Annotated in this window: 22 protein-coding genes; 21 read left to right on the top strand and 1 reads right to left on the bottom strand. The window is 47.9% G+C overall.

Annotation, left to right across the window (positions count from 1 at the left end):
• From ARB69_RS27460 to ARB69_RS02905, 7 genes are all read left to right on the top strand, one after another.
• A partial coding sequence (locus tag ARB69_RS27460) for a hypothetical protein (RefSeq protein WP_207643110.1) occupies window positions 1-233 on the top strand: 233 nt, incomplete at its 5' end.
• A 338-nt stretch (window positions 234-571) separates the two neighbouring features.
• On the top strand, window positions 572-1,519 hold the full coding sequence (locus tag ARB69_RS02930) for an alpha/beta hydrolase (RefSeq protein ID WP_055150895.1): 948 nt from the start codon (window positions 572-574) through the stop codon (window positions 1,517-1,519).
• Between the two features lie 3 nt (window positions 1,520-1,522).
• Window positions 1,523-3,337 (top strand): DUF6320 domain-containing protein, encoded by a 1,815-nt coding sequence (locus tag ARB69_RS02925; RefSeq protein WP_055150892.1) that lies wholly within the window; start codon window positions 1,523-1,525, stop codon window positions 3,335-3,337.
• 87 nt (window positions 3,338-3,424) lie between these two features.
• Window positions 3,425-4,702 carry a dihydroorotase gene (locus ARB69_RS02920; RefSeq protein WP_055150889.1) on the top strand — a complete coding sequence of 426 codons (1,278 nt, stop codon included), beginning with the start codon at window positions 3,425-3,427 and terminating at the stop codon, window positions 4,700-4,702.
• A gap of 341 nt (window positions 4,703-5,043) precedes the next feature.
• Window positions 5,044-5,970 (top strand): orotidine-5'-phosphate decarboxylase, encoded by a 927-nt coding sequence (gene pyrF / locus ARB69_RS02915; RefSeq protein ID WP_055150886.1) that lies wholly within the window; start codon window positions 5,044-5,046, stop codon window positions 5,968-5,970.
• Window positions 5,971-6,083: 113 nt separating this feature from the next.
• On the top strand, window positions 6,084-6,866 hold the full coding sequence (locus ARB69_RS02910; protein WP_055150883.1) for a dihydroorotate dehydrogenase electron transfer subunit: 783 nt from the start codon (window positions 6,084-6,086) through the stop codon (window positions 6,864-6,866).
• Window positions 6,866-7,768, top strand: a complete 903-nt coding sequence (locus tag ARB69_RS02905) for a dihydroorotate dehydrogenase (protein WP_050641596.1) — start codon at window positions 6,866-6,868, stop codon at window positions 7,766-7,768. The genes ARB69_RS02910 and ARB69_RS02905 overlap by 1 nt, the downstream gene beginning before the upstream one ends.
• Before the next feature lie 76 nt (window positions 7,769-7,844).
• On the opposite strand, the gene ARB69_RS02900 is transcribed toward ARB69_RS02905, so the two are convergent.
• Window positions 7,845-8,744: a LysR family transcriptional regulator gene (locus tag ARB69_RS02900; protein WP_055150880.1), complete on the bottom strand. Its 900-nt coding sequence runs from the start codon at window positions 8,742-8,744 to the stop codon at window positions 7,845-7,847.
• A 424-nt stretch (window positions 8,745-9,168) separates the two neighbouring features.
• Here ARB69_RS02900 and ARB69_RS02895 point away from each other — a divergent pair, with 424 nt between their 5' ends.
• From ARB69_RS02895 to trxA, 14 genes are all read left to right on the top strand, one after another.
• Complete coding sequence (locus ARB69_RS02895; RefSeq protein ID WP_055150877.1) at window positions 9,169-9,735, top strand: sugar O-acetyltransferase; 567 nt, start codon at window positions 9,169-9,171, stop codon at window positions 9,733-9,735.
• A 304-nt stretch (window positions 9,736-10,039) separates the two neighbouring features.
• On the top strand, window positions 10,040-12,283 hold the full coding sequence (locus ARB69_RS02890) for an ATP-binding cassette domain-containing protein (RefSeq protein ID WP_050641593.1): 2,244 nt from the start codon (window positions 10,040-10,042) through the stop codon (window positions 12,281-12,283).
• A gap of 926 nt (window positions 12,284-13,209) precedes the next feature.
• Window positions 13,210-13,884 (top strand): orotate phosphoribosyltransferase, encoded by a 675-nt coding sequence (gene pyrE / locus ARB69_RS02885; protein WP_055150874.1) that lies wholly within the window; start codon window positions 13,210-13,212, stop codon window positions 13,882-13,884.
• A gap of 12 nt (window positions 13,885-13,896) precedes the next feature.
• Complete coding sequence (locus ARB69_RS27070; protein WP_025654989.1) at window positions 13,897-14,046, top strand: hypothetical protein; 150 nt, start codon at window positions 13,897-13,899, stop codon at window positions 14,044-14,046.
• Between the two features lie 34 nt (window positions 14,047-14,080).
• Window positions 14,081-14,554 carry a VanZ family protein gene (locus ARB69_RS02875; RefSeq protein WP_025654990.1) on the top strand — a complete coding sequence of 158 codons (474 nt, stop codon included), beginning with the start codon at window positions 14,081-14,083 and terminating at the stop codon, window positions 14,552-14,554.
• Window positions 14,532-14,906, top strand: coding sequence for a DUF6142 family protein (locus ARB69_RS02870; protein ID WP_055150871.1), 375 nt, complete (start codon window positions 14,532-14,534; stop codon window positions 14,904-14,906). The genes ARB69_RS02875 and ARB69_RS02870 overlap by 23 nt, the downstream gene beginning before the upstream one ends.
• 1 nt (window position 14,907) lies before the next feature.
• Window positions 14,908-16,980 (top strand): aminopeptidase, encoded by a 2,073-nt coding sequence (locus ARB69_RS02865; RefSeq protein ID WP_055150868.1) that lies wholly within the window; start codon window positions 14,908-14,910, stop codon window positions 16,978-16,980.
• Between the two features lie 63 nt (window positions 16,981-17,043).
• On the top strand, window positions 17,044-17,556 hold the full coding sequence (purE, locus tag ARB69_RS02860; RefSeq protein ID WP_055150865.1) for a 5-(carboxyamino)imidazole ribonucleotide mutase: 513 nt from the start codon (window positions 17,044-17,046) through the stop codon (window positions 17,554-17,556).
• Between the two features lie 25 nt (window positions 17,557-17,581).
• A complete protein-coding gene (purM, locus tag ARB69_RS02855; RefSeq protein WP_025654994.1) occupies window positions 17,582-18,607 on the top strand; it encodes a phosphoribosylformylglycinamidine cyclo-ligase in 1,026 nt (341 codons plus the stop codon).
• Window positions 18,601-19,227, top strand: a complete 627-nt coding sequence (purN, locus tag ARB69_RS02850; RefSeq protein WP_055150862.1) for a phosphoribosylglycinamide formyltransferase — start codon at window positions 18,601-18,603, stop codon at window positions 19,225-19,227. The genes purM and purN overlap by 7 nt, the downstream gene beginning before the upstream one ends.
• Window positions 19,228-19,238: 11 nt before the next feature.
• Window positions 19,239-20,510 carry a phosphoribosylamine--glycine ligase gene (gene purD, locus ARB69_RS02845; protein WP_055150859.1) on the top strand — a complete coding sequence of 424 codons (1,272 nt, stop codon included), beginning with the start codon at window positions 19,239-19,241 and terminating at the stop codon, window positions 20,508-20,510.
• Between the two features lie 251 nt (window positions 20,511-20,761).
• Window positions 20,762-22,843, top strand: a complete 2,082-nt coding sequence (locus ARB69_RS02840) for a penicillin-binding transpeptidase domain-containing protein (protein WP_070102302.1) — start codon at window positions 20,762-20,764, stop codon at window positions 22,841-22,843.
• Window positions 22,844-23,332: 489 nt separating this feature from the next.
• Window positions 23,333-23,989: a Crp/Fnr family transcriptional regulator gene (locus tag ARB69_RS02835; RefSeq protein WP_055150856.1), complete on the top strand. Its 657-nt coding sequence runs from the start codon at window positions 23,333-23,335 to the stop codon at window positions 23,987-23,989.
• A gap of 130 nt (window positions 23,990-24,119) precedes the next feature.
• Window positions 24,120-24,428 (top strand): thioredoxin, encoded by a 309-nt coding sequence (gene trxA, locus ARB69_RS02830; protein WP_025654999.1) that lies wholly within the window; start codon window positions 24,120-24,122, stop codon window positions 24,426-24,428.
• The last annotated feature ends 58 nt before the right edge of the window (window positions 24,429-24,486 follow it).

The following is a 24,486-nucleotide window of genomic DNA, read 5'->3' as shown; positions in this document are numbered from 1 at the left end:
GGGCTGTTTCCCACCAAGAATTTCTAAGGTTCGCTTTGAGCGTTTTTGAAAGGACATGGATGTTCTCCGGGAGGCTTTCAGCTATCCCTTCATGGAGCTGGCGCATCCAACCGGCAGGTAAAGGCTCGTTTCTAAGGAGGAGCCTCAAACGGGGGCAGCGTATGGTATTGAATTGGCGGGACTTTTATGTCCCCATTAAATCCAGTATATTTACGGGTAACAAGGCGATCTAACACTTACACTTATATAAACGAATCACCAATTCTGTTCCATCCGTTGCTACCGTACGAGAGCCCCTCTGGGGAATGAGCTCTTAACTACCGTTTGGATGCAACAGCGAATGACGAGGTGAGTCCGCCATTCGTCAACGAGTCTAAAGCTCGTTAACTAACTCCCGATTTAGATGTTGGCTGGGGTGTGAAGCGTAACGGCTTAGGAGCGGTTCCCATAGTGCATTCACAAATACTATTGTGATTCTTCCAGTCTTCACTTATAATAATAGAAAACAAAGGATGCCTCAGGCAGCTGCAGAATTTCCTGCAGTTTCAGCCGGGTACGATAGGAGAGATGAATGGCAATTAATAATACGGCAAGAATGATACTAAAGGCGCTTTCTTTTGATGGAATTGAAGTGGAGGCTTCACGGCATCTGGCGGATCTGAAAAGGCTGGATCCGATGAAGATTTTTTATAAGAAGATTGACTATAAGATTTATAATGACGGGTACGAGGTGCCGACGAGGATATTTTTCCCAAATGAAAAGGCCTTTAAGAATACAGGCCCCATACTGCATAAGGTGATGCTGCTTATCCACGGCGGCGGCTGGGTGACAGAGAGTGTGGATAATTATGACCGTATCTGCGCCAGGCTTGCGAATGCCACGGAGCATGTTGTGGTCTCTGTGGATTACAGGCTGGCTCCGGAGAATAAGTTTCCGATTGGTCTGGAGGACTGTTATGCGGCGGCAAGGGCTGTATTTATGAAACAGTTTATTCTGAATGTAAACCCGGATGATATTACACTGATCGGGGACAGTGCCGGGGGGAATCTGGCGGCGGCGCTGTCTCTTCTGGCGAGGGACAGGGGCGAATTCCTTCCCAGGCGCCAGGTGCTGATCTATCCGGCAGTCAACAGCGACTATACAGAGAATTCGCCATTTGAGTCCGTGCGGGAGAACGGGACGGATTATCTGCTTACAGCGGGAAAGATGCGGGATTATATTGAACTTTATGCTTCATGCGAGGAGGACAAAAGAAATCCTTACTTTGCACCGATACTGGCGGAAGACTTGACAAATCAGCCGGATACGCTTGTAATTACGGCCGAATATGATCCCCTGAGAGATGAGGGGGAGGCATATGGGGAGAAGCTGAAGGCGGCCGGCAACAAGGTGGAGATCTGCAGGATCAAGGATGCCCTGCACGGCTATTTTGCCCTGGGCATCAAAAACTTTCATGTGCAGGAGAGCTTTGACCGGATTAATGAATTTTTGGGATATGAACCAGCTCAGGGGGTGTAAAGTGTGCAGCAGAAACGGGCGTATTGGAGAAAGCTGGATAATGCGGCAAAATTATTTTCAGCTACGAGTAATAAAAAGGACACCAGGGTGTTCCGGTTCTATTGTGTTTTGAAGGAGGAGATAAACGGGGAGCGGCTTCAGGAGGCGCTGGACAGAACGGTTGTTACGTATCCCGTATTTTTATCAGTTATGCGCAAGGGGCTGTTCTGGCATTACCTGGAAAAGAGCAGGCTCAGGCCTGTAGTGCGTGAAGAGTACAAGGAACCGTGCAGCTGCCTGTATGTGCGGGATAAAAAATCGCTGTTGTTTGAAGTGACCTACTATGGACGCAGGATTAATTTTGAAGTGTTTCATGCGCTGACAGACGGGACGGGCGCTACAGAATTCTTAAAAGAGCTTGTGAAGAATTATTTGTATATAACCCACAAAGAGGAGGGGCTTGCGGATGTTCCTCTTTTAGATGAGAACGTCACGATCCAGGATCAGGAGAGCGACAGCTTTTCACAGTATTATACAGAAGTAAAAAAGAAGAAGGTAAAAAAACCAAAAGCGCATCAGCTGAAGAAACCCAGGAAGGAAATCGGTCGGCTCCAGGTGAATGAGGCGGTGGTCTCGGTGAAAGAGGTGCTTGGACGTTCGAGAGAACTCGGGGTATCGATGACCGTATTTCTGACAAGTGTATTTCTGATGGCAATTCACCAGGAAATGTCGAAACAGCAGGAGAACCATCCGGTTGTATTGATGGTGCCTGTAAATCTGCGGAAGTTTTTCCTTTCTGATTCCATGCTGAATTTCTTTAACTGGATTGAACCGGGATATCATTTTGGAACAGGAGAGGGAAGTTTTGAAGCTGTACTGCAGCATGTAAAGGAATATTTTGCAGAGGAGCTTACGACGGAGCGTGTGGCGGAGCATATGAATGAGCTGATCGCACTGGAGATGCATCCGATTCTCAGGCTGGCGCCTCTGGAACTAAAGAATCTGGGCATCCGGGCCGGGGCCAGATATGCGGAGCGGGATGTGACGGCTATTTTTTCCAATATGAGTGCAGTCAGGATGCCAGGGGAGTATGAGCCTTATATAGACCGCTTCGGAGTATATACAAGTACACCTAAGCTGGAGTTATGTATGTGCTCTTTTGGAGACAAGCTTTCCCTTGGATTTACATCCAGGTTCGATACCTTGAATATTCAGAGGAACTTTTACCGCATACTAAAGGAACAGGGAATTACTGTGGAGAAGATTGAGCCGGAATTTCCGCAGCCAGACGCGCCGGGAAAGATGGAGCTGAAGGTTTTCCGCTTTTTCTCTTTCGTGTGTCTGGCAGCAGCGGTAGGCTTTGTGGCCGCTGATTTTAATTTTCATCCGGATATCCGCTGGCCTATTTTTACGGCGGCCGGAATTGCCAGTATGTGGCTGGCTCTGGCGATTGGTTTTGTGAAGCGGTATAACCTGATGAAGAATGCTATGTGGCAGCTGATTATCGTTTCGGTGGGCTGTATTTTGTGGGACGTTTTTACGGGCTGGCACGGATGGTCTGTGGATTATGTGCTTCCGGCTGTCTGTATGGTGATACTGCTTTCTATGTTTATTATTACAAAGGTGCAGAGGAACACGGCAAGAGAATATATGATCTATTTTGTGATGGCAGCCGGGTACGGGGTACTGCTCCCGCTGATTCTGCTGCTGACTGGCGTGGTGAAGTTCCAGCTTGTGTGTTCCATCTGTGTGGTGGCGTGCTTTTTGTTTCTGGCGGCCCTTGTTATATTTAAAGGAAAAGAATTCCGGGAAGAGATGCATAAAAAGTTCCATGTGTAGACAAGGATTGTACTCTCTGCGCCGTTTGTGGTATTATAAATCCGTATGCAGTATTGCAGCAATTATTGATAGGAAGGACAAGACTATATGAAACTTTTGATTCAAAACGGACATGTATTAGATCCTCTGACAGGACTGGACGGTATCAGTGATGTTCTGACAGAAGGTGACAAGATCGTGAAAGTTGCAAAAGATATCCGGGACACTGCGGATCAGACGATTGATGCATCAGGCTGTTACGTCATGCCTGGCTTCATAGACCTGCATGTGCATCTGCGCGATCCCGGGCTGACCCATAAAGAAACACTGGAGACAGGCGGCCGGGCAGCGGCCAGGGGCGGAGTGACCACGGTGTGCGCGATGCCGAATACAAAGCCCATAGCGGACACAAAAGAGATGGTTGCAGACGTACATCAAAGAGCTGCAAAAGAATCTCCGGTTCATGTGATCCAGCTTGGGGCTGTTACAAAAGGAGAAGCCGGAAAGGAACTGGCGGATATCAAAGGAATGGCGGAGGCCGGATGCCATGCGATCAGTGAGGACGGCAGGTCGGTCATGAATGTCTCTTTGTACCGAAAAGGGATGAAACTGGCCAAAGAAAATAATATATCTGTTTTTGCACATTGCGAAGACATTACGATGGTAGAAGGCGGCGTTATGAATGCCGGGTCCAAGGCGGATTCACTTGGAGTGAAGGGAATTACGAATGCCGTTGAAGATGTCATCGTAGCCCGAGACATTCTTCTGGCGAAGGAAACAGGAGTGCGCCTGCACCTCTGCCATTGTTCCACGGCGGACAGCGTCAGAATGATAGCCGCGGCCAAAAAAGACGGGCTGCCGGTAACAGGGGAAGTATGCCCGCATCATTTTATTCTGTCTACAGAAGACATCCGCGAGAATCACGGACAATATAAGATGAATCCGCCGCTGCGTGCACCGGAGGATGTAGAAGCTCTGAGAGAAGGGCTGAAAAGCGGCATCATGGATGTGATTTCTACCGATCACGCACCCCATGCGGAAAAAGAGAAAAATCTCCCCATGGAAAAAGCCGCATTCGGGATCGTCGGATTGGAGACATCCGCCTGCCTGACATACACAGAGCTGGTCGAAAAGGGCGTTCTGACAATCATGCAGATGGTCGAGAAGATGAGTTATAATCCGGCCCGGATACTGGGCCTGGAGGACAAAGGCTCTGTGTCTGAGGGAAAGACCGCAGACATTGTCATCTTTGATCCTTCTGCAGAATACAGAATCGATAAAAATACGTTTCTTTCTAAGGGGAAGAACACCCCGTTTGATGGATATCCGGTCAAGGGAGAGGTATGTTGTACCATCGTTGATGGACGAATTGTATATACCAGATAAAAAACGGAGGCGTGATCCTGTTGAGCACGCAAAGCATGTGGAATATTGTTACTGTTCACACCCTACGGGCGTGCACAGTAACGGCATCTGCCCATTTAAAGTCGCCTACGGCGAGGGGCAGATGCCCCGAGACCATCACTTCATCGGCCCGATGCCGTGCAGCGAGGTGCACGGCACGGTCCGAACAGTAACGAAATATTAACCACCCGCTATGCGGGTGCGAGGTGTTTGTTATACAAAAAAATCACCTTTCCGTTATAATAATGAGGTTGTTCAAGCCAACTTAAAACGAAAGAAAAGGCGATTTTTCAGAACATTCAGATAATTGAGGAGGTTTTTTCATGATTAACAAGCTGGTAAGTAAGATTAAGAAGACGGGCGCTCCGATCGTGGTCGGACTGGATCCCATGTTGAACTACATTCCGGAACATATCCAGAAGCGTGCTTTTGAGGAGTTTGGTGAGACTCTGGAAGGGGCTGCGGAGGCGATCTGGCAGTTTAATAAGGAGATAGTGGACAAGACGTATGACCTGATTCCGGCTGTGAAGCCTCAGATTGCGATGTATGAGCAGTTTGGCGTTCCGGGACTGATGGCTTTTAAGAAGACGGTCGATTACTGTAAGGAAAAAGACCTGGTCGTGATCGGGGATATTAAACGGGGCGATATTGGCTCTACTTCTGCAGCCTATGCCGTGGGTCACCTTGGAAAAGTGAAGGTGGGAAGCAGGGAATATCTGCCCTTTGATGAGGACTTTGCGACCGTGAATCCCTACCTTGGCTCCGATGGCGTGAACCCCTTTATAGACATATGTAAGGCTGAGAAAAAGGGCCTGTTTATTCTCGTGAAAACTTCCAATCCGTCCAGCGGTGAGTTCCAGGATCAGTTGATTGACGGCAGGCCGCTTTACGAGCTGGTCGGTGAAAAAGTTGCCGAGTGGGGCGCACAGTGCATGGGCGGAGAATACAGCTATATCGGTGCGGTAGTGGGCGCTACTTATCCGGAGATGGGAAAAGTGCTCCGTAAAGTGATGCCGAAAGCCTATATCCTGGTGCCGGGATACGGTGCTCAGGGAGGGCAGGGCAAGGATCTGGTTCACTTCTTTAATGAGGACGGGCTGGGCGCAATTGTGAACTCTTCCCGCGGTATTATCGCAGCATATAAGCAGGAGGCCTATGCGGCATATGGCGCAGAAAACTTTGGGGATGCGTCAAGGGCTGCGGTAGAAGCGATGACAGCAGATATTCAGGGAGCTTTACAAGGCAGATAGGCAGAAAGATATGGAAGTAATACAAAAGTGACAGGCCCTGAAATAATGGGTGCTGTCCATAAAAGGGTAACAGTTCAGTCCTGTCTGAGCTGCTACGGAAAAGGAGTAAAAGAATGTCTAATAAACAAAAGGAATCGGCCCTGATTGTATCTCAGCAGTGTATCGCCGCAGATATCTACAGTATGTGGATACAGACAGAAAAGATTGCGACTCTGGCAGTGCCTGGTCAGTTTATTTCTATGTATACAAAGGACGGGAGCAAGCTGCTGCCCCGCCCCATCAGCCTGTGTGAGATAGAGAAAGAGAAGAATCAGATCCGTGTTGTATACCGTGTAACCGGAGATGGTACAGGGACACAACAGTTCTCTAAACTATCGGAGGGAGACCGGATTGATATTCTGGGTCCTCTGGGAAATGGTTTTCCTGTCAATGAAGCGGCGGGCAGAAAAGCCGTCTTAATCGGAGGCGGTATCGGTGTGCCGCCCATGCTGGAGCTGGCAAAGCAGATGCCTGGTGAAAAGGTGATGGTCATGGGATACCGTGACGAGCAGTTTCTGACAGAGGAATTCAAACATCAGGGCCGCCTGTATATTGCCACAGAGGATGGAAGTGCGGGAACAAAGGGAAATGTCATGGATGCCATTGCCGAAAATGCGCTTGCTGCGGAGATTATATACGCATGCGGACCGTCCCCCATGCTCCGGGCAATCAAGCAGTATGCCGAAGAAAATAATATCGTATGCTATGTATCTATGGAGGAGCGTATGGCCTGCGGAATCGGGGCGTGCCTGGCATGCGTATGTCAGTCAAAAGAGATCGATGGCCACAGCCATGTACACAATAAGCGTGTCTGCAAAGATGGGCCGGTATTCTTATCGACGGAGGTGGAAATCTAATGAATACAACAGTGAACCTTGCCGGTGTGGAATTGAAGAATCCGGTCATGACGGCTTCCGGGACTTTCGGTTCGGGGGAAGAGTACAGCGAGTTTGTAGATCTGAACCGCCTCGGCGCGGTGGTAACAAAGGGCGTGGCAAACGTACCGTGGCCGGGAAATCCAACGCCCAGAATCGCAGAGACGCATGGGGGCATGATGAACGCAATCGGACTTCAAAACCCGGGGATTGATGTCTTCTGCGAGCGGGACATTCCGTTTTTAAAGAAGTTTGACACTAAGATTATTGTAAATGTATGCGGAAAGACAACGGAAGAATATTGTGAAGTTGTGGAGCGGCTGGCAGATGAGCCGGTAGATCTTCTGGAAATCAATATTTCCTGCCCGAACGTAAAAGCGGGAGGTATTGCCTTCGGACAGAATCCAAAAGCTGTCGAGGACATTACGAGAGAAGTGAAAAAACGTGCCAGGCAGCCTGTTATTATGAAACTGAGCCCGAATGTGACAGACATCACAGAGACGGCAAAAGCGGCAGAGGCAGGCGGGGCGGATGTACTCTCCCTGATCAATACGCTGACAGGTATGAAGATCGACATCGATAAACAGGCATTTGCCCTTGCCAATAAAACCGGGGGCGTATCGGGGCCTGCGATAAAGCCCATCGCCCTGCGCATGGTCTATCAGGCAGCCAATGCCGTAAAAGTTCCGGTAATCGGAATGGGGGGAATTGCTACTTATGAGGATGCTATTGAGTTCATCCTGGCAGGCGCTGCGGCTGTATCCATAGGAACAGCCAACTTTTTCAATCCGGCGGCTACCGTGGAAATTGTAGAGGGGATTGAACGGTATATGGAAAAATATCACATCGAGAACCTTAGTGAGATGGTGGGAATCGTTAAATAAAAGGAGGGGCCTGCCCCTTCTGCAAAGGGAGCAGAACCCTCTGCAGAAGGGGCAGACCCCTTTGAATACAAAATAGTCAAATTCCATCCGTATTTAAAAGTTCCTGCAGTTTGGCTATGAATTTCTCGGCAGGCTTAGAAAATATCTGGTATTTCTTCCAAATAATATTCATTTCATCCTCCAGCCCGGGCTTTAGTGGACGGAAGCAGAGGTTACTATTTCCGGAAGTATTGATGATCTTGTCAAAACCAATGGCATATCCCAGCCCTTCATCTACAAGCAGGGAGGCATTAAAAATAAGATTATAAGTGGCGACGATGTTCAAATCAGACTCCGGATGTTTTAGCCATTGGAGCAGTTTTCCGCCTTTGTCTTCCTGCTGGGAGATGATCAATGGTTTATCCCATAAGTCCTGAGGCGATATTGCACTTTTTGATGCGAGGGGGAAATCTTTTCGCATTAGAACTCCCCAGACATCTTTTGCCGGCAATCTGAGAGCATTGTATTTCGTCAAATCAACCGTCCCAAATATGATGCCGAAGTCCAGCAGACCTTTATCCAGGCGTTCCATTACGAAGGTGGAGTTGCCGCTGGAAATGTGGTAGTGAATGCCGGGATACGTATTCTGCAAGGCTCTGGCAGTTTTCGCTAAAATTCGTACCGCATCTGTCTCGCCGGTACCGATATAAATATCACCCATAACAATATCATCGGTAAAGGTAACCTCTTTTTCTGTTTTCGCTACTAAATCTAAGATCTCTTCGGCACGTTTTCGTAAAATCATACCTTCTTCAGTAAGCGTTATCTTACGCGAGCCTTTTGTGCCGCGTATCAGTAATTGCTTACCAAGTTCTTCTTCTAAGTTCTTAATCTGGGTAGAAAGTGTTGGCTGCGAAAGATGCAGTGACTGCGCAGCCCGGACGATACTTTGTTCCCTTGCAATTGCAAGAAAATATTGCAGAACTCTTAGTTCCATATGATGACCTCCTAAATAAAAACTTATTCATTTGACGATGGTCGCAAGGTATTGGTCTTGTATGTAGTTCGGTTTGTTTAGTTGTTTAGTTTAACATAAAGATAAATAGCCTTCAACTATACATATCGATTAAATATAAGTATTTGTTATTATCATGCGACTGATTTATACTATACACAGAGCAGATATATCGCTGCTATACACGGTCCTGTGAATAGCAGCGATATACTCACAATCTTGAAAAAACATATACGAGGTGCTCTACAATAAATAATAAGTTCAAGATTCGGGCAGACCGTTGTTAAATAGAAAATGAGAGGAAAAAAGATGGGAAAGGAAGCATAAGCAGAATAAGTGTCCGGTGACAGGGCTTTGTCTGGGACGCCGGCTTAACTGAAATTATAACGAAAATGGAGATTGAAAAATGATAGACGTAAAAGAATTTATAGAATATATGGACAGTGGAAAATATATACCTGCTAAGTCGGACGTCAGCAGGAAGATGCATTGCCTGTCACAGGAAGCTCTGCGCCTGACGGCGGAACTAAATGGAAGTTACCACACGCCGGAAGAAATCAGGGCGATTATGGAGCAGCTGACAGGAAAACCGATAGAGGAATCCTTTTGTTTATTTCCGCCCTTTTATACGGACTGTGGGAAGAACCTGACCATCGGGAAACATGTGTTTTTTAATGCGGGATGCAAATTCCAGGATCAGGGAGGAATTACCATCGGCGACGGCTCCTTGATCGGGCACAATGTGGTGCTTGCGACTCTGAACCACAATCTGGATCCGGAATATAGGGCGGACTTGATACCAGCGCCCATTTCTATTGGTAAAAATGTCTGGATAGGGGCAAATGCAACTGTTCTGGCGGGAGTCAGTATTGGTGACGGCGCGGTCATTGCTGCCGGGGCAGTGGTCACAAAAGATGTACCTGAGAATACTGTGGTGGGGGGCGTACCTGCGAAAACAATAAAAATGTTTTGATACAGGAAGAAGCGGCGCAGGGCATTTCCGGGACTGGACAGGAGGTATCCGGGGAAAATAACGCAAATAGCAGTAAGAAAACAGGAGGCACCGCAGAAGTAACTTTTGAGACAGAAGAGTAGGGGGAATACAATGGAATCCTGAAGATCCCATACAGTGCAGGATGAAAAATGGACGGTGGCTATCTTAATTTTATTATGATATACTTTATTTTGTGGTTTAACCGTAGATTTGTGTGCAAGTACACGCTCTAAGGAAAGCCCATTATTTCCTATTATAATCTGATTAAAAGAGGTGTAATTATATGGAAGATATCATGGTTCATGGGCTTACTCAAAATAATTTGAAACATGTTACATTTACGATCCCAAAAGAAAAAATCACGGTGTTTACCGGAGTATCCGGTTCGGGGAAATCCAGCATCGTTTTCGATACCATTGCCGCTGAATCGCAGCGGCAGATGAACGCTACCTATCCGGCATTTGTTAGGTCCAGGCTGCCGAAGTATCCCAAACCGGCTGTGGAACGAATTGATAATCTAACCGCTTCTGTGGTAGTAGACCAGTCTCCCCTGGGCGGGAATGCGCGGTCAACGGTGGGAACGATCAGCGGACTGTATTCCAGCCTGCGGCTGTTGTTTTCGAGAATCGGACAGCCCTATGCGGGGACGGCGTCCTACTTTTCTTTTAATGACCCCAACGGAATGTGCAAGACCTGTTCCGGCCTGGGAAAGATCACAAAGGTGGATATTGAAGCCATGATTGACCCTGATAAGTCGTGGAAGGAAGGCTGCATTAAGGATACGTTATATGCACCCGGCTCATGGTACTGGAAGCAGTATGCAAAGTCAGGGCTATTCGATCTTGACAAGCCTGTAAAGGAGTATTCCCGGGAGGAGTACAACCTTCTTCTATATGGTTCCCGTGACGGAAAAGGGGAGCCGGAAAATCCGAAAGTAACCGGATTGTACCACAAATATACGAAAACGCTATTAAACCGGGACATCAGCAGCAAAAGCAAACACACCCAGGAAAAGGCGCAGACTCTGGTAACGGAGGTGGAGTGTACCGATTGCCACGGCAAACGGTTGAATGAAGCCGCCCTGAGTTGTAAGATAAACGGATATTCGATTGCGGATATGTGTGGGATGGAGCTGACCCAGCTTCGGGAAGTCCTTACGCAGATCACGGATTCAACAGTAGGGCTGCTGGTTCAGACGCTTGTAGAAGGGCTGGACAGGATGATAGAGATCGGGCTGCCTTATCTGCATCTGAATCGGGATACGCCATCCCTGTCCGGAGGGGAGGCCCAGCGGCTCAAGCTGGTCCGGTATATGGGCAGCAGTCTGACCGGAATGACCTATATTTTTGATGAACCAAGCGCCGGGATGCATCCGCGCGATGTTTACCGCATGAATAACCTGTTGAAGCAGCTTCGTGATAAGGGAAATACGGTTCTTGTGGTTGAGCATGACAAGGATGTCATATCAATTGCAGACTATGTGATAGATGTTGGCCCGCAGGCGGGACAACATGGAGGGGAAATTGTATTTGCCGGCAGTTATCCGGACTTATTGAAGTCCGGTACTCTGACAGGCGATGCGATGCTTGGTTCCCTCCCCGTGAAACAGGAACCGCGACGGCAGTCGGGAAGCCTGCCGGTCCGGGGGGCCTGTCTGCATAATCTGAAGCATGTGGATGTGGACATACCGCTGGGGATTATGACCGTTGTGACCGGAGTCGCCGGTTCGGGCAAGAGCACCTTGATTTCCCGGGTGTTTGCGAAGCAGTACGAAAAGGATATCGTGATGATAGACCAGGGGCCGATCACGGCAACGAACCGGTCTACCCCGGCCTCATTTCTCGGCTTTTTTGATCGGATAAGAAAGCTGCTGGCGCAGGAAAACGGCAAACCGGACGGTCTGTTCAGCTTTAACTCCGCCGGGGCTTGCCCGGTGTGCGGCGGCAAAGGTGTTATTGTGACTGAGCTTGCATATATGGATCCGATTGTCACAGAATGCGAGGCATGCGGCGGACTGCGCTATAACGAAGAAGCGCTTGCCTGCACTTATAAAGGAAAGAATATCGTTGAACTGCTGGGACTGACCGCTTCCGAGGCAATGGAAGTGTTTGAGGACGCCAGAATCAGGAAGCACCTAAAAGTCATGCAGCAGGTGGGATTATCCTACCTGAAGTTAGGACAGCCGCTTGGCACACTGTCCGGCGGCGAGCGCCAGAGAATCAAACTGGCGAAGAACCTGGGGAAAAAGGGAAGTATAATCGTAATGGATGAGCCGACCACAGGCCTGCATATGTCAGACATCCAGAATCTGTTAAAACTATTTGATACCATCGTATGCCGGGGCAACACTCTGGTGGTCATTGAGCACAATCTCGATGTAATGAAGCAGGCGGACTGGATCATTGACATAGGCCCCGATGGAGGAAAAAACGGCGGTGAGGTCGTATTTACCGGAACACCTATGGATATGATACAAAATGCACAGACACTGACGGCGGTCAGCCTGCGGGCATCATGTCCCGAATGAAGCAGTTAAGAGCCTGAATTTTTGGGGGGACGCAAATGACAAGGTGAGTCCAAACGGTAGTTCAGAGCTCGTTCCCCGGAGGGGTTCCGTGCGGTTGCAGCGGATGGGACAGAATTGATGGAACTTTTATATTAGCGCTAAGTTATTAAGCATATTTTTAACTGAATTGGCAAATGACTTTAAAGTAAGCCAAAGCTTTTTATAAAACTTGCTGGGATAAGAGCGTTACGCCAATTCAATACCATAAGCTTCCCACGCTTGAGGCCCTCCTTAGGAACGTGCCTTTTCCTGCCGGTCGGATGAACCAGCTCCATGAAGGGATCGCCGAAAGCCTTCCGGAGAACATCCATGTCCTTTCATAAACGCTCAAAGCGGACCTTAGAAATTCTTGTTGGGAAACAGCTCTGAAAATGGAGAGATTTTTGGATTCCGAATCCAAAAATCAGCTGACCCAGCGCGAGAAATCATCGGATTTCTCGTGATGTGTCAGTGGTGCTCCATTTTCAAGGCTGTTTCCCGCCTAGAATTTCTTAGGCCTGCGGCCGCGTTTTCGAAAGGACATGGATGTTCTCCGGGAGGCTTTCGGCGATCCCTTCATGGAGCGTCCCCATCCGTGCCGCGGCTAAAGCGCGTCACTAACTCCCGATTTAGATGTTGGCTGGGATGTAAAAAGTAACGTCTGAACAGTAACTGCTCCTGTTTAATTTCTGCGTACCGCTGATTCCTTAATTGAAAATATATGGAAGGTGTGGTAAAATTGTAAAGAAATTTACTTGCACTTATTCCGCTTTTGAGGAAAAAGGCATCGATGAGAAAACGCAGAGCAATTTTCAAAACACTGGAGCGGCAGAGTTAAAACCATGCGGCTGAGATTAAAAAATCATGAAGAGGGCAGCAAGCCCTGCAAATACGGAGGTTAATAACATATGGAACAGTACAAGCAGGAATTTATCGAGTTTATGATCGACTGTGAGGTTCTGAAATTCGGAGACTTTGTAACAAAAAGCGGCAGGAAGACGCCGTTTTTTGTAAATACAGGATTTTACCGCACAGGTACACAGCTGAGAAAGTTAGGTGAATACTACGCAAAGGCAATTGAGCAGAAGTTTGGCTTTGATTTTGATGTATTATTCGGACCGGCATACAAAGGAATCCCGCTGACCGTGGCTGCAACGATGGCTATCAGCGAGTTTTACGGAAAAGAGATCCGCTACTGCTCAAACAGAAAAGAAGTGAAGGATCACGGGGACAAGGGAATCCTGCTTGGCAGCCCGATACAGGACAAAGACAAAGTTGTGATTATCGAGGATGTCACTACTGCGGGGACTTCCATTCAGGAGACACTGCCGATTATCAAAGCACAGGGAGACGTATCCCCAATCGGGCTTGTTGTTTCAGTAGACCGCATGGAGCGCGGACAGGGAAGCAAGAGCGCACTGGCTGAGATTCAGGAAACATACGGGCTGGAGACGACGGCGATCGTGACGATGGCCGAGGTTGTAGAGCACTTGTACAACAGGCCTTACAAAGGAAAAATCATCATAGATGACACATTAAAAGCAGCAATTGATGCATATTACGAGCAATATGGCGTAAAGTAAGGAGGTAGCATTATGGAAAAAGCCTACAAGACTATGCAAAGCGCAGGTGTGGGGAGCATCGTGCTGGGGATCATTATGATTGTGACAGGAGTGGCAGCGGGGATTATTTCTATTATTAACGGCGCCCGCCTTCTGAAAAACAAGAATCAGATTACATTTTAACCGAGAATACTCAGTAAATTAAAGGGGTAAAATTTTGAGCCAGAAACAAGTAAAAAAGATCCGTACCCTGGGGAAAGTGTTGTTTGTTCTTTACATTTTCTTTCTCCTTTATTTTCTGATCTTTTCAGACTGGTACGGGCGGACTGGTGTTTCAAGGGAATACCAGTATAATTTAGTACTATTCAAAGAGATAAAGCGATTCATCGAATACCGGGAAGAATTGGGAGCCTTCGCGGTATTCACTAATTTATTCGGAAATATTCTTATATTCATGCCTTTCGGGTTTTTTATTTCCATGGCAAGCAGGGCCAGAGGTTTTTTTATGACATTGTTTTACAGTTTTGGACTGAGCCTGTGCGTGGAGGTTTTCCAGCTTTTGACTAAGGTAGGCAGCTTTGATGTGGATGATCTTCTGCTGAACACGATTGGCGGCGTGCTGGGATATATTTTGTTCTCAATTTGCAATACGATAAGGAGAAGACATTATGGGCATGGCAAAAAGTACTAAAGACAGACAGAAGGAAAAGGAAAAGAACCGCAAGAAGCGGGGTTCCAGAAAATACGGGCAGGCCAAGTTTAAGCACTCCCGTATGGGGATCTATTCCTGCGTCTATGCGGGGAGCGCGCTTGCGATCCTTCTGATCTGCATTCTGGCGGCGTTTGTCATGCGCGGCAATACATTCGGGCTGATCGGAGGAATGGGCATTGTCTCTATCGTGCTGGCGGCGCTTGGAATCCGGGCATCGGTAAAAGGAATGCGGGAACGAGAAAAGCGTTATATAACCTGTAAAGCAGGCATGGCGGGAAATATCGTAATTCTGCTGGGCCTGGCAGCGATATTTTTAGGAGGTCTAATGTAATATGGAAGAGAAAGAATGGCAGGCAGAAAGAAACAGTGAGTTCGGAGAACGGCATGAGCTTACAATAGACAGGATCAGAAGGATGGCCGTGGAAGAATCGGTTGGTGGGGCTTTCCAGCCCTTTTTTCAAAGTACAGCGGCATTCCTACTTCAGCTGGAGGACGTCCGGCAGCTGATCGAAAGTGGAGAGTGGGAGCATTTAAGCCTCAGGCAGATGCAGGATATCAACCAGACTCTGTACGCGGATATTCTGGAGGAGAATTACGGGCACAGCTATGCGGATCCGGCATATGCGGTAAAGAAGCTGGGAGAAGAATACGGGCAGTTATTGAGTCTTCTGTACACAGAGCTGCGGGGCGGAATACCTTTTGTTTTTGAGAACCGCCTGGATTATCTGACCATACAGAATGAACTGTTTATTGAAATCTATAATAGTTTTGAAGCTGAGGAACTGCCGGAATATAAGACGCTGAAAGACATGATTTATTGGTATGCCAGCGATTACTGTGACGTATTTTTGGCTGACCGGATTGAGGAGCAGATTTGTCCCTGTTATTCCTTTGCGGCGGATATCATAATGGGGGCGGATCTGGATGACGAGAGGTATCTGTACCGCTTTGGAGAATATATTACGGAAAATGAGCTCGGAACAGCCAGGCACCTGAACGGGCTGCCCGAGGAGACTCTGCGGAAGATGGCGGATGTGTATACGGAGGGGTACCGTGTCGGATTCATCAACACCGGAAAGGATCTGTCCATAAAATCAGTGGTCAATATCCGCTATTCTCTCGGATTCGAAAAGGTCGTGAAGCTTGCCATTGAAAATTTTGCAAAAATGGGGCTTAAGCCGGTGATTTACCGGGCATCCTCCAGTGTTATAACCAAGAGGGAGCATCTGAAGATCGGGTACTGCGGGGCCATTGCCAACAAGCAGTATGAATACGACCACCGCCATGATCAGGCATTATTTATGGACAAGCGCTACATCGAGCGGAAGCTGGATGTCATTAGAAATACTTATGAAAAGAATAAAGAGCAGGCCGCACAGTTTGCAGGCCCGGCCGTGATGGAAATCTTCGGAGAGAAGCCATTTTCTCCAAAGGCGAAGCCGGAGGCCGTAAGCTGCAGTGAGGCACAGCGATCCCTGGCCCTTCACTTTGACAGCAGGTCAGGGCAGATGACAAACCAGTATATCAAAGGGGAAGAGAGAAGTTTTACCATTATTGCTTATCCGGTTCCCGAGATCGGGGAGGATTATGCGGCCATTTTTGATGAAGTGATCCGCATCAACACACTGGATGCCGGGCTTTATGAAAAAGTCCAGCAGGTTATGATTGATGCCCTGGATCAGGGCGAGTGTGTTCGCATTCTTGGAAAAGGAGAGAACCAGACGGATCTGACAGTGCAGCTGCGACGCCTGGCAGACCCGGAGAAGGAAACCTTATTCGAGAACTGTGTGGCCGATGTCAATATTCCGGTCGGGGAGGTATTTACCTCACCGGTACTGGAGGGAACAAACGGTGTCCTGCATGTGGGATGCGTCTATCTGAATGAACTGCAGTATTCGAACCTGAAGATTACATTCAAAGACGGTATGATAACAGATTACACATGCACGAACTTTGAGCAAGAGGAAGATAACAGAACGTATATCTATGAAAATATTCTCCATAACCACAAAACCCTGCCCCTCGGAGAATTCGCAATCGGCACCAACACAACGGCGTATGTGGCGGCGAAGAAGTACGGGATTGAAGACAAAATGCCCATACTGATTGCAGAAAAAATGGGTCCTCACTTTGCAGTTGGGGACACCTGTTACAGTTGGAGCGAGGACATCCGGGTGTACAATCCAAACGGCAAGGAAATCGTGGCAAAAGACAACACCGTCTCTATACTGAGAAAAGAAGACGTGGCAAAGGCATATTTCCAGTGCCACACAGATATAACCATACCTTATGAAGAGTTAGAAGAAATAAGTGTAGTGACAAAAGAAGGAAATAATATTATACTATTGAAGGATGGCAGGTTCGTACTTGAAGGAACAGAGGCTCTCAACGAGCCCTTTAATTAAAGAGCGTATCTGCTCGGATGGAACAGATACGGAAGCGTACAAAATGAGAAAGGTGGAAGAGACATGCCAAAAGTAGGAATAGTAATGGGAAGCGACTCTGACCTGAAGGTTATGAGTAAGGCTGCAAGTATGCTGGAGAAGCTGGGAATTGATTACGAGATGACCATTATCTCAGCACACCGCGAGCCGGATGTATTTTTCGAGTGGGCAAAGGCCGCAGAGGGTAAAGGAATAAAGGTAATCATTGCAGGAGCAGGTATGGCGGCACACCTTCCGGGGATGTGCGCAGCGCTGTTCCCGATGCCGGTCGTAGGCGTGCCGATGTCTGGGAAGAACCTGGCTGGAGAGGACGCTCTGTTTTCAATCGTACAGATGCCGCCGGGAATTCCGGTTGCGACTGTGGCAATCGACGGCGGAATGAATGCAGCAATCCTGGCAGCCAAGATCCTGGCTACTTCGGACGAGGCGCTTCTGGAGAAGTTGAAAGCATACTCCGTTGAGATGAAGGAGACTGTGCAGGGAAAGGCAGCCAAACTGGAAGAAATCGGATACGAAGCATACCTTGAAAATAAATAGAAGCGGCAGATTGGAGAGAAATAATATGGATTATAAGAACGCAGGCGTTGATATAGAAGCTGGCTACAAGTCAGTGGAACTCATGAAAAAGCATGTGCAGGAGACCATGAGATCAGAGGTACTGACGAATCTGGGCGGGTTCTCAGGCGCATTTTCCCTGGAGAAGTTTAAAAATATGGTGAAGCCCACACTGGTATCTGGCACAGACGGTGTAGGTACAAAGCTGAAGCTGGCTTTTATTTTAGATAAACATGACACAGTCGGCATTGACTGCGTGGCAATGTGTGTCAATGATATTGCCTGTGCGGGAGGGGAGCCCTTATTCTTCCTGGATTACATTGCATGCGGCAAGAATGAACCGGAGAAGATTGCAACCATCGTCAGCGGTGTTGCAGAGGGATGCAAGCAGTCCAATGCGGCCCTGATCGGCGGGGAGACGGCGGAGATGCCGGGCTTCTATCCGGTAGATGAGTATGACCTGGCTGGATTTGCAGTGGGTATTGTAGATGAAAAAGACCTGATTACAGGCAAAGACCTGAAGGCCGGGGACGTGCTGATCGGCATGGCATCCTCAGGTGTTCACAGCAATGGATTCTCCCTTGTGAGAAATGTATTTAACATGAAGAGAGAGGCGCTGGATACATATTATGACAGCCTTGGAAAGACATTGGGAGAAGCGCTCCTTGTACCGACAAAGATCTATGTAAAGGCACTGCGCAGCATCAAAGAAGCAGGGGTAACCATTAAGGCATGCAGCCATATTACAGGCGGCGGATTTTACGAGAATGTTCCGCGTATGCTCAAGGATGATACCCGTGCGGTAATCCGAAAGGACAGCTATCCGATTCCGCCGATCTTTCATATGTTATCCGTGGACGGCGAGATTGAAGAGCAGATGATGTACAACACGTTTAATATGGGACTCGGCATGATCATGGCAGTGGACGAGAAAGATGTGGATAAGACTATGGAGGCCATTAAGGCTGCCGGAGAAGATCCGTATGTAGTCGGCAGGATCGAAGCCGGAGAAAAAGGAGTTACCTTATGCTAAAGATCGTTGTTCTGGTGTCAGGCGGCGGAACCAATCTGCAGGCGGTGATCGACGGCGTCAAAGGCGGCGCCATATCGAATACGGAGATCGTGGGCGTGGTCAGCAATAATAAAAATGCCCGTGCGCTGGAGCGCGCCCGTGCGAATGGGATCAGCGCCTGCTGCATATCCCCAAAAGATTACGAATCCAGAGAGGTGTTCAATGCAAAGCTTTTGGAGGCTGTGGATTCATATGAGCCCGACCTGATTGTATTGGCCGGATTTCTGGTTGTGATACCTCCGGCTATGACTGCAAAATATAAGAACCGCATGATCAACATTCATCCGTCTCTGATACCGGCTTTCTGCGGAAAAGGATATTATGGGCTGAAGGTACATGAAGCGGCCCTGGAGCGCGGCGTAAAAGTGGTCGGTGCAACGGTGCATTTTGTGGATGAAGGGACGGATACGGGGCCGATCATCCTGCAGAAGGCGGTAGAAGTAGAGCAGGGGGACACCCCGGAGGTTCTGCAGCGCAGAGTGATGGAACAGGCAGAGTGGAAGATCCTGCCCATGGCGATCGATTTGATTGCCAATGATAAAGTAAGAGTTGTGGACGGAAAAACAGTAATTACGAAATAGAGGAGGCTGCTATGAAGGTATTGATTGTAGGAAGCGGTGGAAGAGAACATGCGATTGCGGCAAGTGCGGCAAAGAGCAGCAAGGTGGAAAAGATGTACTGTGCACCCGGAAACGCAGGAATTGCGGAGTATGCAGAGTGTGTGGATATCGGAGCCATGGAATTTGACAAGCTGACAGCTTTTGCGAAGGAGGCAGAGATTGACCTTGTGATCGTGGGCATGGACGACCCGCTGGTGGGCGGTCTTGTGGATGAACTGGAAGCCGCTGGAATCCGTACATTCGGGCCGCGTAAAAATGCGGCAATTCTGGAAGGCTCCAAAGCATTTTCAAAAGATCTGATGAAGAAATATAACATACCGACAGCAGGTTACGAGAACTTTACAGATCCGGACAAGGCGCTTACTTATCTGGAAACAGCAAAGTTTCCGATCGTCCTGAAGGCGGATGGGCTGGCGCTTGGTAAGGGCGTTCTGATTTGCAATACCCTGGAGGAGGCGAAGGAAGGCGTGAAGACCATCATGCTGGATAAGAAGTTCGGCTCCGCAGGAAATGAGATGGTAATCGAGGAATTCATGACGGGCCGTGAGGTATCTGTACTTTCTTTTGTTGACGGAAAGACCATTAAGACGATGACCTCCGCGCAGGACCACAAGAGGGCCGGGGACGGAGACACCGGGCTGAATACCGGCGGCATGGGAACATTTTCCCCAAGCCCGTTTTACACAAAGGAAGTAGAAGCGTTTTGTAATAAATATGTCTATCAGGCCACGGTAGATGCCATGGCGGCAGAGGGAAGAGCATTCAAAGGCGTGATCTTCTTCGGGCTGATGCTGACGGAGGATGGACCGAAGGTGCTGGAATACAATGCCCGTTTCGGGGATCCGGAAGCCCAGGTCGTGCTGCCCCGCATGAAGAATGACCTGATCGAAGTAGTTGAGGCTTGCATCGACGGTACATTGGACCAGATTGATCTTCAGTTTGAGGACAATGCGGCAGTATGCGTTGTGCTGGCTTCGGATGGATATCCGGTTCAGTATGACAAGGGATTCGAGGTTACCGGGTTGGAAGAGTTCAAAAAGCATGAGGGGTATTACTGCTTCCATGCAGGGACAAAGTTCGACGGAGATAAGATCGTTACTAACGGCGGACGCGTGCTGGGAATAACGGCAAAAGGAAAAGATCTCAAAGAGGCAAGGGCCAACGCCTATGCCGCAACTGAATGGGTAAAATTTGAAAATAAATACATGCGCCATGATATCGGGAAAGCGATTGATGAAGCGTAATAAAATAAACAGCAGGGTTTCAGGGGAACAGCACCGGGAATCCTGCTGTTTTTATAATATATGATGACTTACCAAAAACTACGGACAGTCCCATTTAGAAAATTATGCTAAGGGGTGCAAAGGAGGAAGAAGCCTCTTTGAAAAGATATTGACAGGGCAGGATTACAAATGTAATATTAAGAAGTAGGTGATGTGTATTCATTAAGCAGTAGAGGATCATAAAGGGTTCACAGAAAGGCAGGGAATTGATATTGGCAGACAGAAAAGCATACAGGCGCAGGAAAAGAAGGCAAAAACAGGGGAACAAGAAGATCATTTTGGCAGTGGCGGCAGCAATTGTTCTGCTGGTACTGGCTGGGGTTTTGGCATGGTGGCTTCTTCGGGTTAAGACAACGCCCCAGGATGCAGCCGGGCAGTATTTTTCTCTGCTGAACGAGGGCAAGTATAAAGAGATGTATCAGCTGCTGAGTGAGGACACAAAAAAAGACATTTCCCAGGAAGATTTTACGGCGCGGAACCAGAATATTTACGAGGGAATAGAGGCAAAAGACATAAAGGTGACTGTTCAGGGAGAGCCTGATTATAAAGAAGGCAAGAAGAAGGCAGTGCTTTCTTACTCAACTGCAATGGATACTCTGGCAGATGAACTTACATTTGATAATAAGATGCAGTTTGTAAAAGAGGGGAAGGATTACCGGATTGTCTGGGACTCTACTCTGATATTTCCCTCTTTGCAGGATGGTTATAAAGTGCAGATCAGCACCCAGACCGCAGCACGGGGATCCATACTGGACAGGAACGGCCAGATGCTTGCCGGCCAGGGGATTGTATCGGAAGTGGGAATCGTCCCGGGCAAACTGGGGGAAGACAAAGCGGGATCCGTGAAGAAAATTGCGGAAATCCTGGGGATGACTGAGGATAATATCAATGAAAGACTGAGCGCTTCTTATGTGCAGGACGATTCGTTTGTACCGGTGAAAGAACTTGCCAAAAATGACCCTGCCGAACAAGAGCTTTTGCAGATACCGGGAATCATGATTAATGATAAGGAGGAGCGGGTATATCCGCTTGGCGCGGCAGCAGGCCAGCTTACGGGATATGTGCAGGCCGTGACTGCGGAAGAACTTGAAGATTTGGGACAAAAGGGGTATCATGAGAATAGTGTGATTGGAAAGTCAGGCCTGGAAAGGGCCCTGGAGGATGAACTTAAAGCCGTTGACGGATGCAGCATTGTGATCGTGAACGAAGAGGGGACGGAGATCGAAACGCTGGCCCTGAAACCGGCGGAGAATGGGAAGGATGTTCAGGTAACAGTGGATGCCGGGCTGCAGTCAACAGCGTATGAACAGTTTGCATCAGATCCGGGCACAGCTGCAGCCATGAATCCCAGGACAGGAGAAATACTGGCATTGGTGAGTACACCTGGATATGATCCCAACGAATTTATCATGGGCATGTCCGAGAAGCGCTGGGAGGAACTGAATAACGATGAAAATAAGCCGTTGACCAATCGATTTAATACGTCATGGGTTCCGGGCTCCACTTTCAAAGCGATAACAGCCGCTATCGGTGTGGAATCCGGGAAGATCCAGCCGGATGCCAATATGGGGTATGTGGGATTAAGCTGGCAGAAGGATGGAAGCTGGGGCGATTATCACGTAACAACGCTGACGGATTATGGTTCTGAGGTGAATCTGGAAAATGCCCTGGTTTACTCAGACAACATTTATTTTGCCAGGGCCGCGCTGGATATAGGTGCGGACACGATCAGTGAGTATTTTAAGGACATGGGATTTGATGAACAATTGCCGTTTGAGCTGACACTTTCTGAATCCACATATGACGACGATGACAATATTGATTCCGAGATCCAGCTTGCGGATACTGGCTACGGTCAGGGGCAGCTGCTGGTGAATCCGGTTCATATGCTGTCTATGTACAGCATGTTTACGAACAGCGGAAATATGCTTCAGCCCACAATTCTGTATAAAGAGCAGGCTGAGGGCAAAGTATGGAAGGAAAAGGTGGTTTCGCCGGAGACGGCTGAACTGGTGAAGAATGACCTGATCCAGGTCATCGAAAATCCTTCCGGCACGGGAGCAAGCGCAAAAATAGACGGCGTATTGATGCTTGGTAAAACCGGTACTGCGGAAATCAAAGAGAGCCAGGACGATACGGACGGAGTAGAAAGAGGCTGGTTCGTCTGCGGAACGACAGAGGATATCGCAAAGCCGGTGCTTGCAGTCGGTATGGTAGAAGATGTAAAGAGCAAGGGCGGCAGCGGATATGTGACAGCTAAAGTGAAGGAATTTGTGGCGTCTTATGTGCAGTAATGCTGTAGGGGAAAGTGAACAATTTACAAGAAGAGTTTTTGTTTATTATTAAAAGGCAAAATATGTAATAATATATAAAGATATTTGGATTAAGGTATAAATATTGAGATGAGACTTATGCTAGAATCATTGCAAGAACAACCGTAAACAGGGTGGTTGGCCTCCCGTTCTTATTACATAGAAGGGAGGTGGTGCAAATGGATAAAAAACCGTTTGATTTTAAGGATCTCATGCAATTTGGAATGTTCCTGATTGCACTGCTGACCTTTATTTATCTTATGAGCCATTAGCATAAGAAAATCCACCCTCTTACTTTGACAGGTACTGGGTGGAATTTCTCACATAATCTTTCAAAGGTCAACCTTTACGGTTGCTCTTGCTATATTGTTAATATAGCATAAAAATAATTATTATGCAATCAAGAGAGATTATTTTCAAACATATTTTTTAAACAGCTAAATTTTGATATGACAGGTGGGACCGTTTATTATGAAGGAATTACTGAAAAGGACGCTTCCCTTTTGGGATGATTTAACAAAAAGGGAACAGGACGCACTGGCGCAGCGGGTAGTAGAAAGTACATATGAGAAAGGCACAATCCTTCATTATGGAGGACGGGAATGTGCCGGTGTGCAGATTATCAAATCCGGTCAGGCCAGAGTCTATGTGACTTCCCCCGGCGGGGGCGAGATTACGCTGTTCAGGCTGGTGGATGAAGACGTCAGTATCCTGAGCGCGGCATGTATGATGAAGGGACTGGATATCGAACTGGATATGGAGCTGGAGCAGGGTTCTGTCATTTGTACAATTCCCAAAGGAGCATACAGGGAGATCAGCGAGCAGAACGCGAAGGTTAAGGACTACACTCTGGAAATGATTTCTGAAAAATTTTCGGATATCATGTGGCTGTTTAACCAGTACGTATTCTCCAATGTAGCCTCCAGGCTGGCGGATACAATACTCGAACACCGCTCACTGGCAGGTTCTGATACCCTCAAAATCACCCACGATGCCCTGGCACGCGATATCGGAACCGCCAGAGAAGTCGTGACCAGGCTGCTAAAACAATTTCAGACAGACGGTCTGGTAAAACTTACACGCGGCCACATTGAAGTATTGGATGCGGCAAAATTGGGCAAAGTATAAATAAGAAGCCTGTTTTGTGATTATGTCACAGAAAGAATAATAGATCATGTTATACTTACAATATAAACAAAGCAAACAATTCTTACTCAACTAAAATAGTGAGCATCTAAATTAAAGGAGGAAACAAATTATGGCAGTTATAAAACTTACAGCACAGAATTTCGAGCAGGAGGTAGTAAACTCAGAAAAGCCGGTACTGGTAGACTTTTATGCAGACTGGTGCGGCCCATGTAAAATGATGGCTCCTGTAGTAGAAGAAATCGCAGAAGAAAAAGAAGATGCAAAAGTGTGCAAGCTGAACATCGATGAAGAGATGGAAATTGCGCAAAAATATGGAGTGATGAGCATACCAACACTCATGGTATTCAAAGACGGAAAAGTCGTAAAAAAAGATTTGGGCGCAAAACCCAAAAGCGCAGTCCTCTCCATGTTCGAGTAGAGGGGGATGTGAAGGAGAGGATGGCTGGTATGGGGACGCTGTGGGGAATCGTGACAGG

The sequence above is a fragment of the Faecalicatena contorta genome (assembly GCF_001404335.1).
GTDB lineage: Bacteria > Bacillota > Clostridia > Lachnospirales > Lachnospiraceae > Faecalicatena > Faecalicatena contortus_B.
Note: the sequence above shows the minus strand (reverse complement) of the source record. Positions and strands in the feature narration are given on the sequence as shown.

What these genes read in the sequence shown, in the direction of transcription:
- ARB69_RS02930 (WP_055150895.1), top strand. Translation starts at nt 572, where the DNA reads ATGGCAATTAATAATACGGCAAGAATGATACTAAAGGCGCTTTCTTTT.
- ARB69_RS02920 (WP_055150889.1), top strand. Translation starts at nt 3,425, where the DNA reads ATGAAACTTTTGATTCAAAACGGACATGTATTAGATCCTCTGACAGGA.
- pyrF (WP_055150886.1), top strand. Translation starts at nt 5,044, where the DNA reads ATGATTAACAAGCTGGTAAGTAAGATTAAGAAGACGGGCGCTCCGATC.
- ARB69_RS02910 (WP_055150883.1), top strand. Translation starts at nt 6,084, where the DNA reads ATGTCTAATAAACAAAAGGAATCGGCCCTGATTGTATCTCAGCAGTGT.
- ARB69_RS02905 (WP_050641596.1), top strand. Translation starts at nt 6,866, where the DNA reads ATGAATACAACAGTGAACCTTGCCGGTGTGGAATTGAAGAATCCGGTC.
- ARB69_RS02900 (WP_055150880.1), bottom strand. Translation starts at nt 8,744, where the DNA reads ATGGAACTAAGAGTTCTGCAATATTTTCTTGCAATTGCAAGGGAACAA.
- ARB69_RS02895 (WP_055150877.1), top strand. Translation starts at nt 9,169, where the DNA reads ATGATAGACGTAAAAGAATTTATAGAATATATGGACAGTGGAAAATAT.
- ARB69_RS02890 (WP_050641593.1), top strand. Translation starts at nt 10,040, where the DNA reads ATGGAAGATATCATGGTTCATGGGCTTACTCAAAATAATTTGAAACAT.
- pyrE (WP_055150874.1), top strand. Translation starts at nt 13,210, where the DNA reads ATGGAACAGTACAAGCAGGAATTTATCGAGTTTATGATCGACTGTGAG.
- ARB69_RS27070 (WP_025654989.1), top strand. Translation starts at nt 13,897, where the DNA reads ATGGAAAAAGCCTACAAGACTATGCAAAGCGCAGGTGTGGGGAGCATC.
- ARB69_RS02870 (WP_055150871.1), top strand. Translation starts at nt 14,532, where the DNA reads ATGGGCATGGCAAAAAGTACTAAAGACAGACAGAAGGAAAAGGAAAAG.
- ARB69_RS02865 (WP_055150868.1), top strand. Translation starts at nt 14,908, where the DNA reads ATGGAAGAGAAAGAATGGCAGGCAGAAAGAAACAGTGAGTTCGGAGAA.
- purE (WP_055150865.1), top strand. Translation starts at nt 17,044, where the DNA reads ATGCCAAAAGTAGGAATAGTAATGGGAAGCGACTCTGACCTGAAGGTT.
- purM (WP_025654994.1), top strand. Translation starts at nt 17,582, where the DNA reads ATGGATTATAAGAACGCAGGCGTTGATATAGAAGCTGGCTACAAGTCA.
- purN (WP_055150862.1), top strand. Translation starts at nt 18,601, where the DNA reads ATGCTAAAGATCGTTGTTCTGGTGTCAGGCGGCGGAACCAATCTGCAG.
- purD (WP_055150859.1), top strand. Translation starts at nt 19,239, where the DNA reads ATGAAGGTATTGATTGTAGGAAGCGGTGGAAGAGAACATGCGATTGCG.
- ARB69_RS02835 (WP_055150856.1), top strand. Translation starts at nt 23,333, where the DNA reads ATGAAGGAATTACTGAAAAGGACGCTTCCCTTTTGGGATGATTTAACA.
- trxA (WP_025654999.1), top strand. Translation starts at nt 24,120, where the DNA reads ATGGCAGTTATAAAACTTACAGCACAGAATTTCGAGCAGGAGGTAGTA.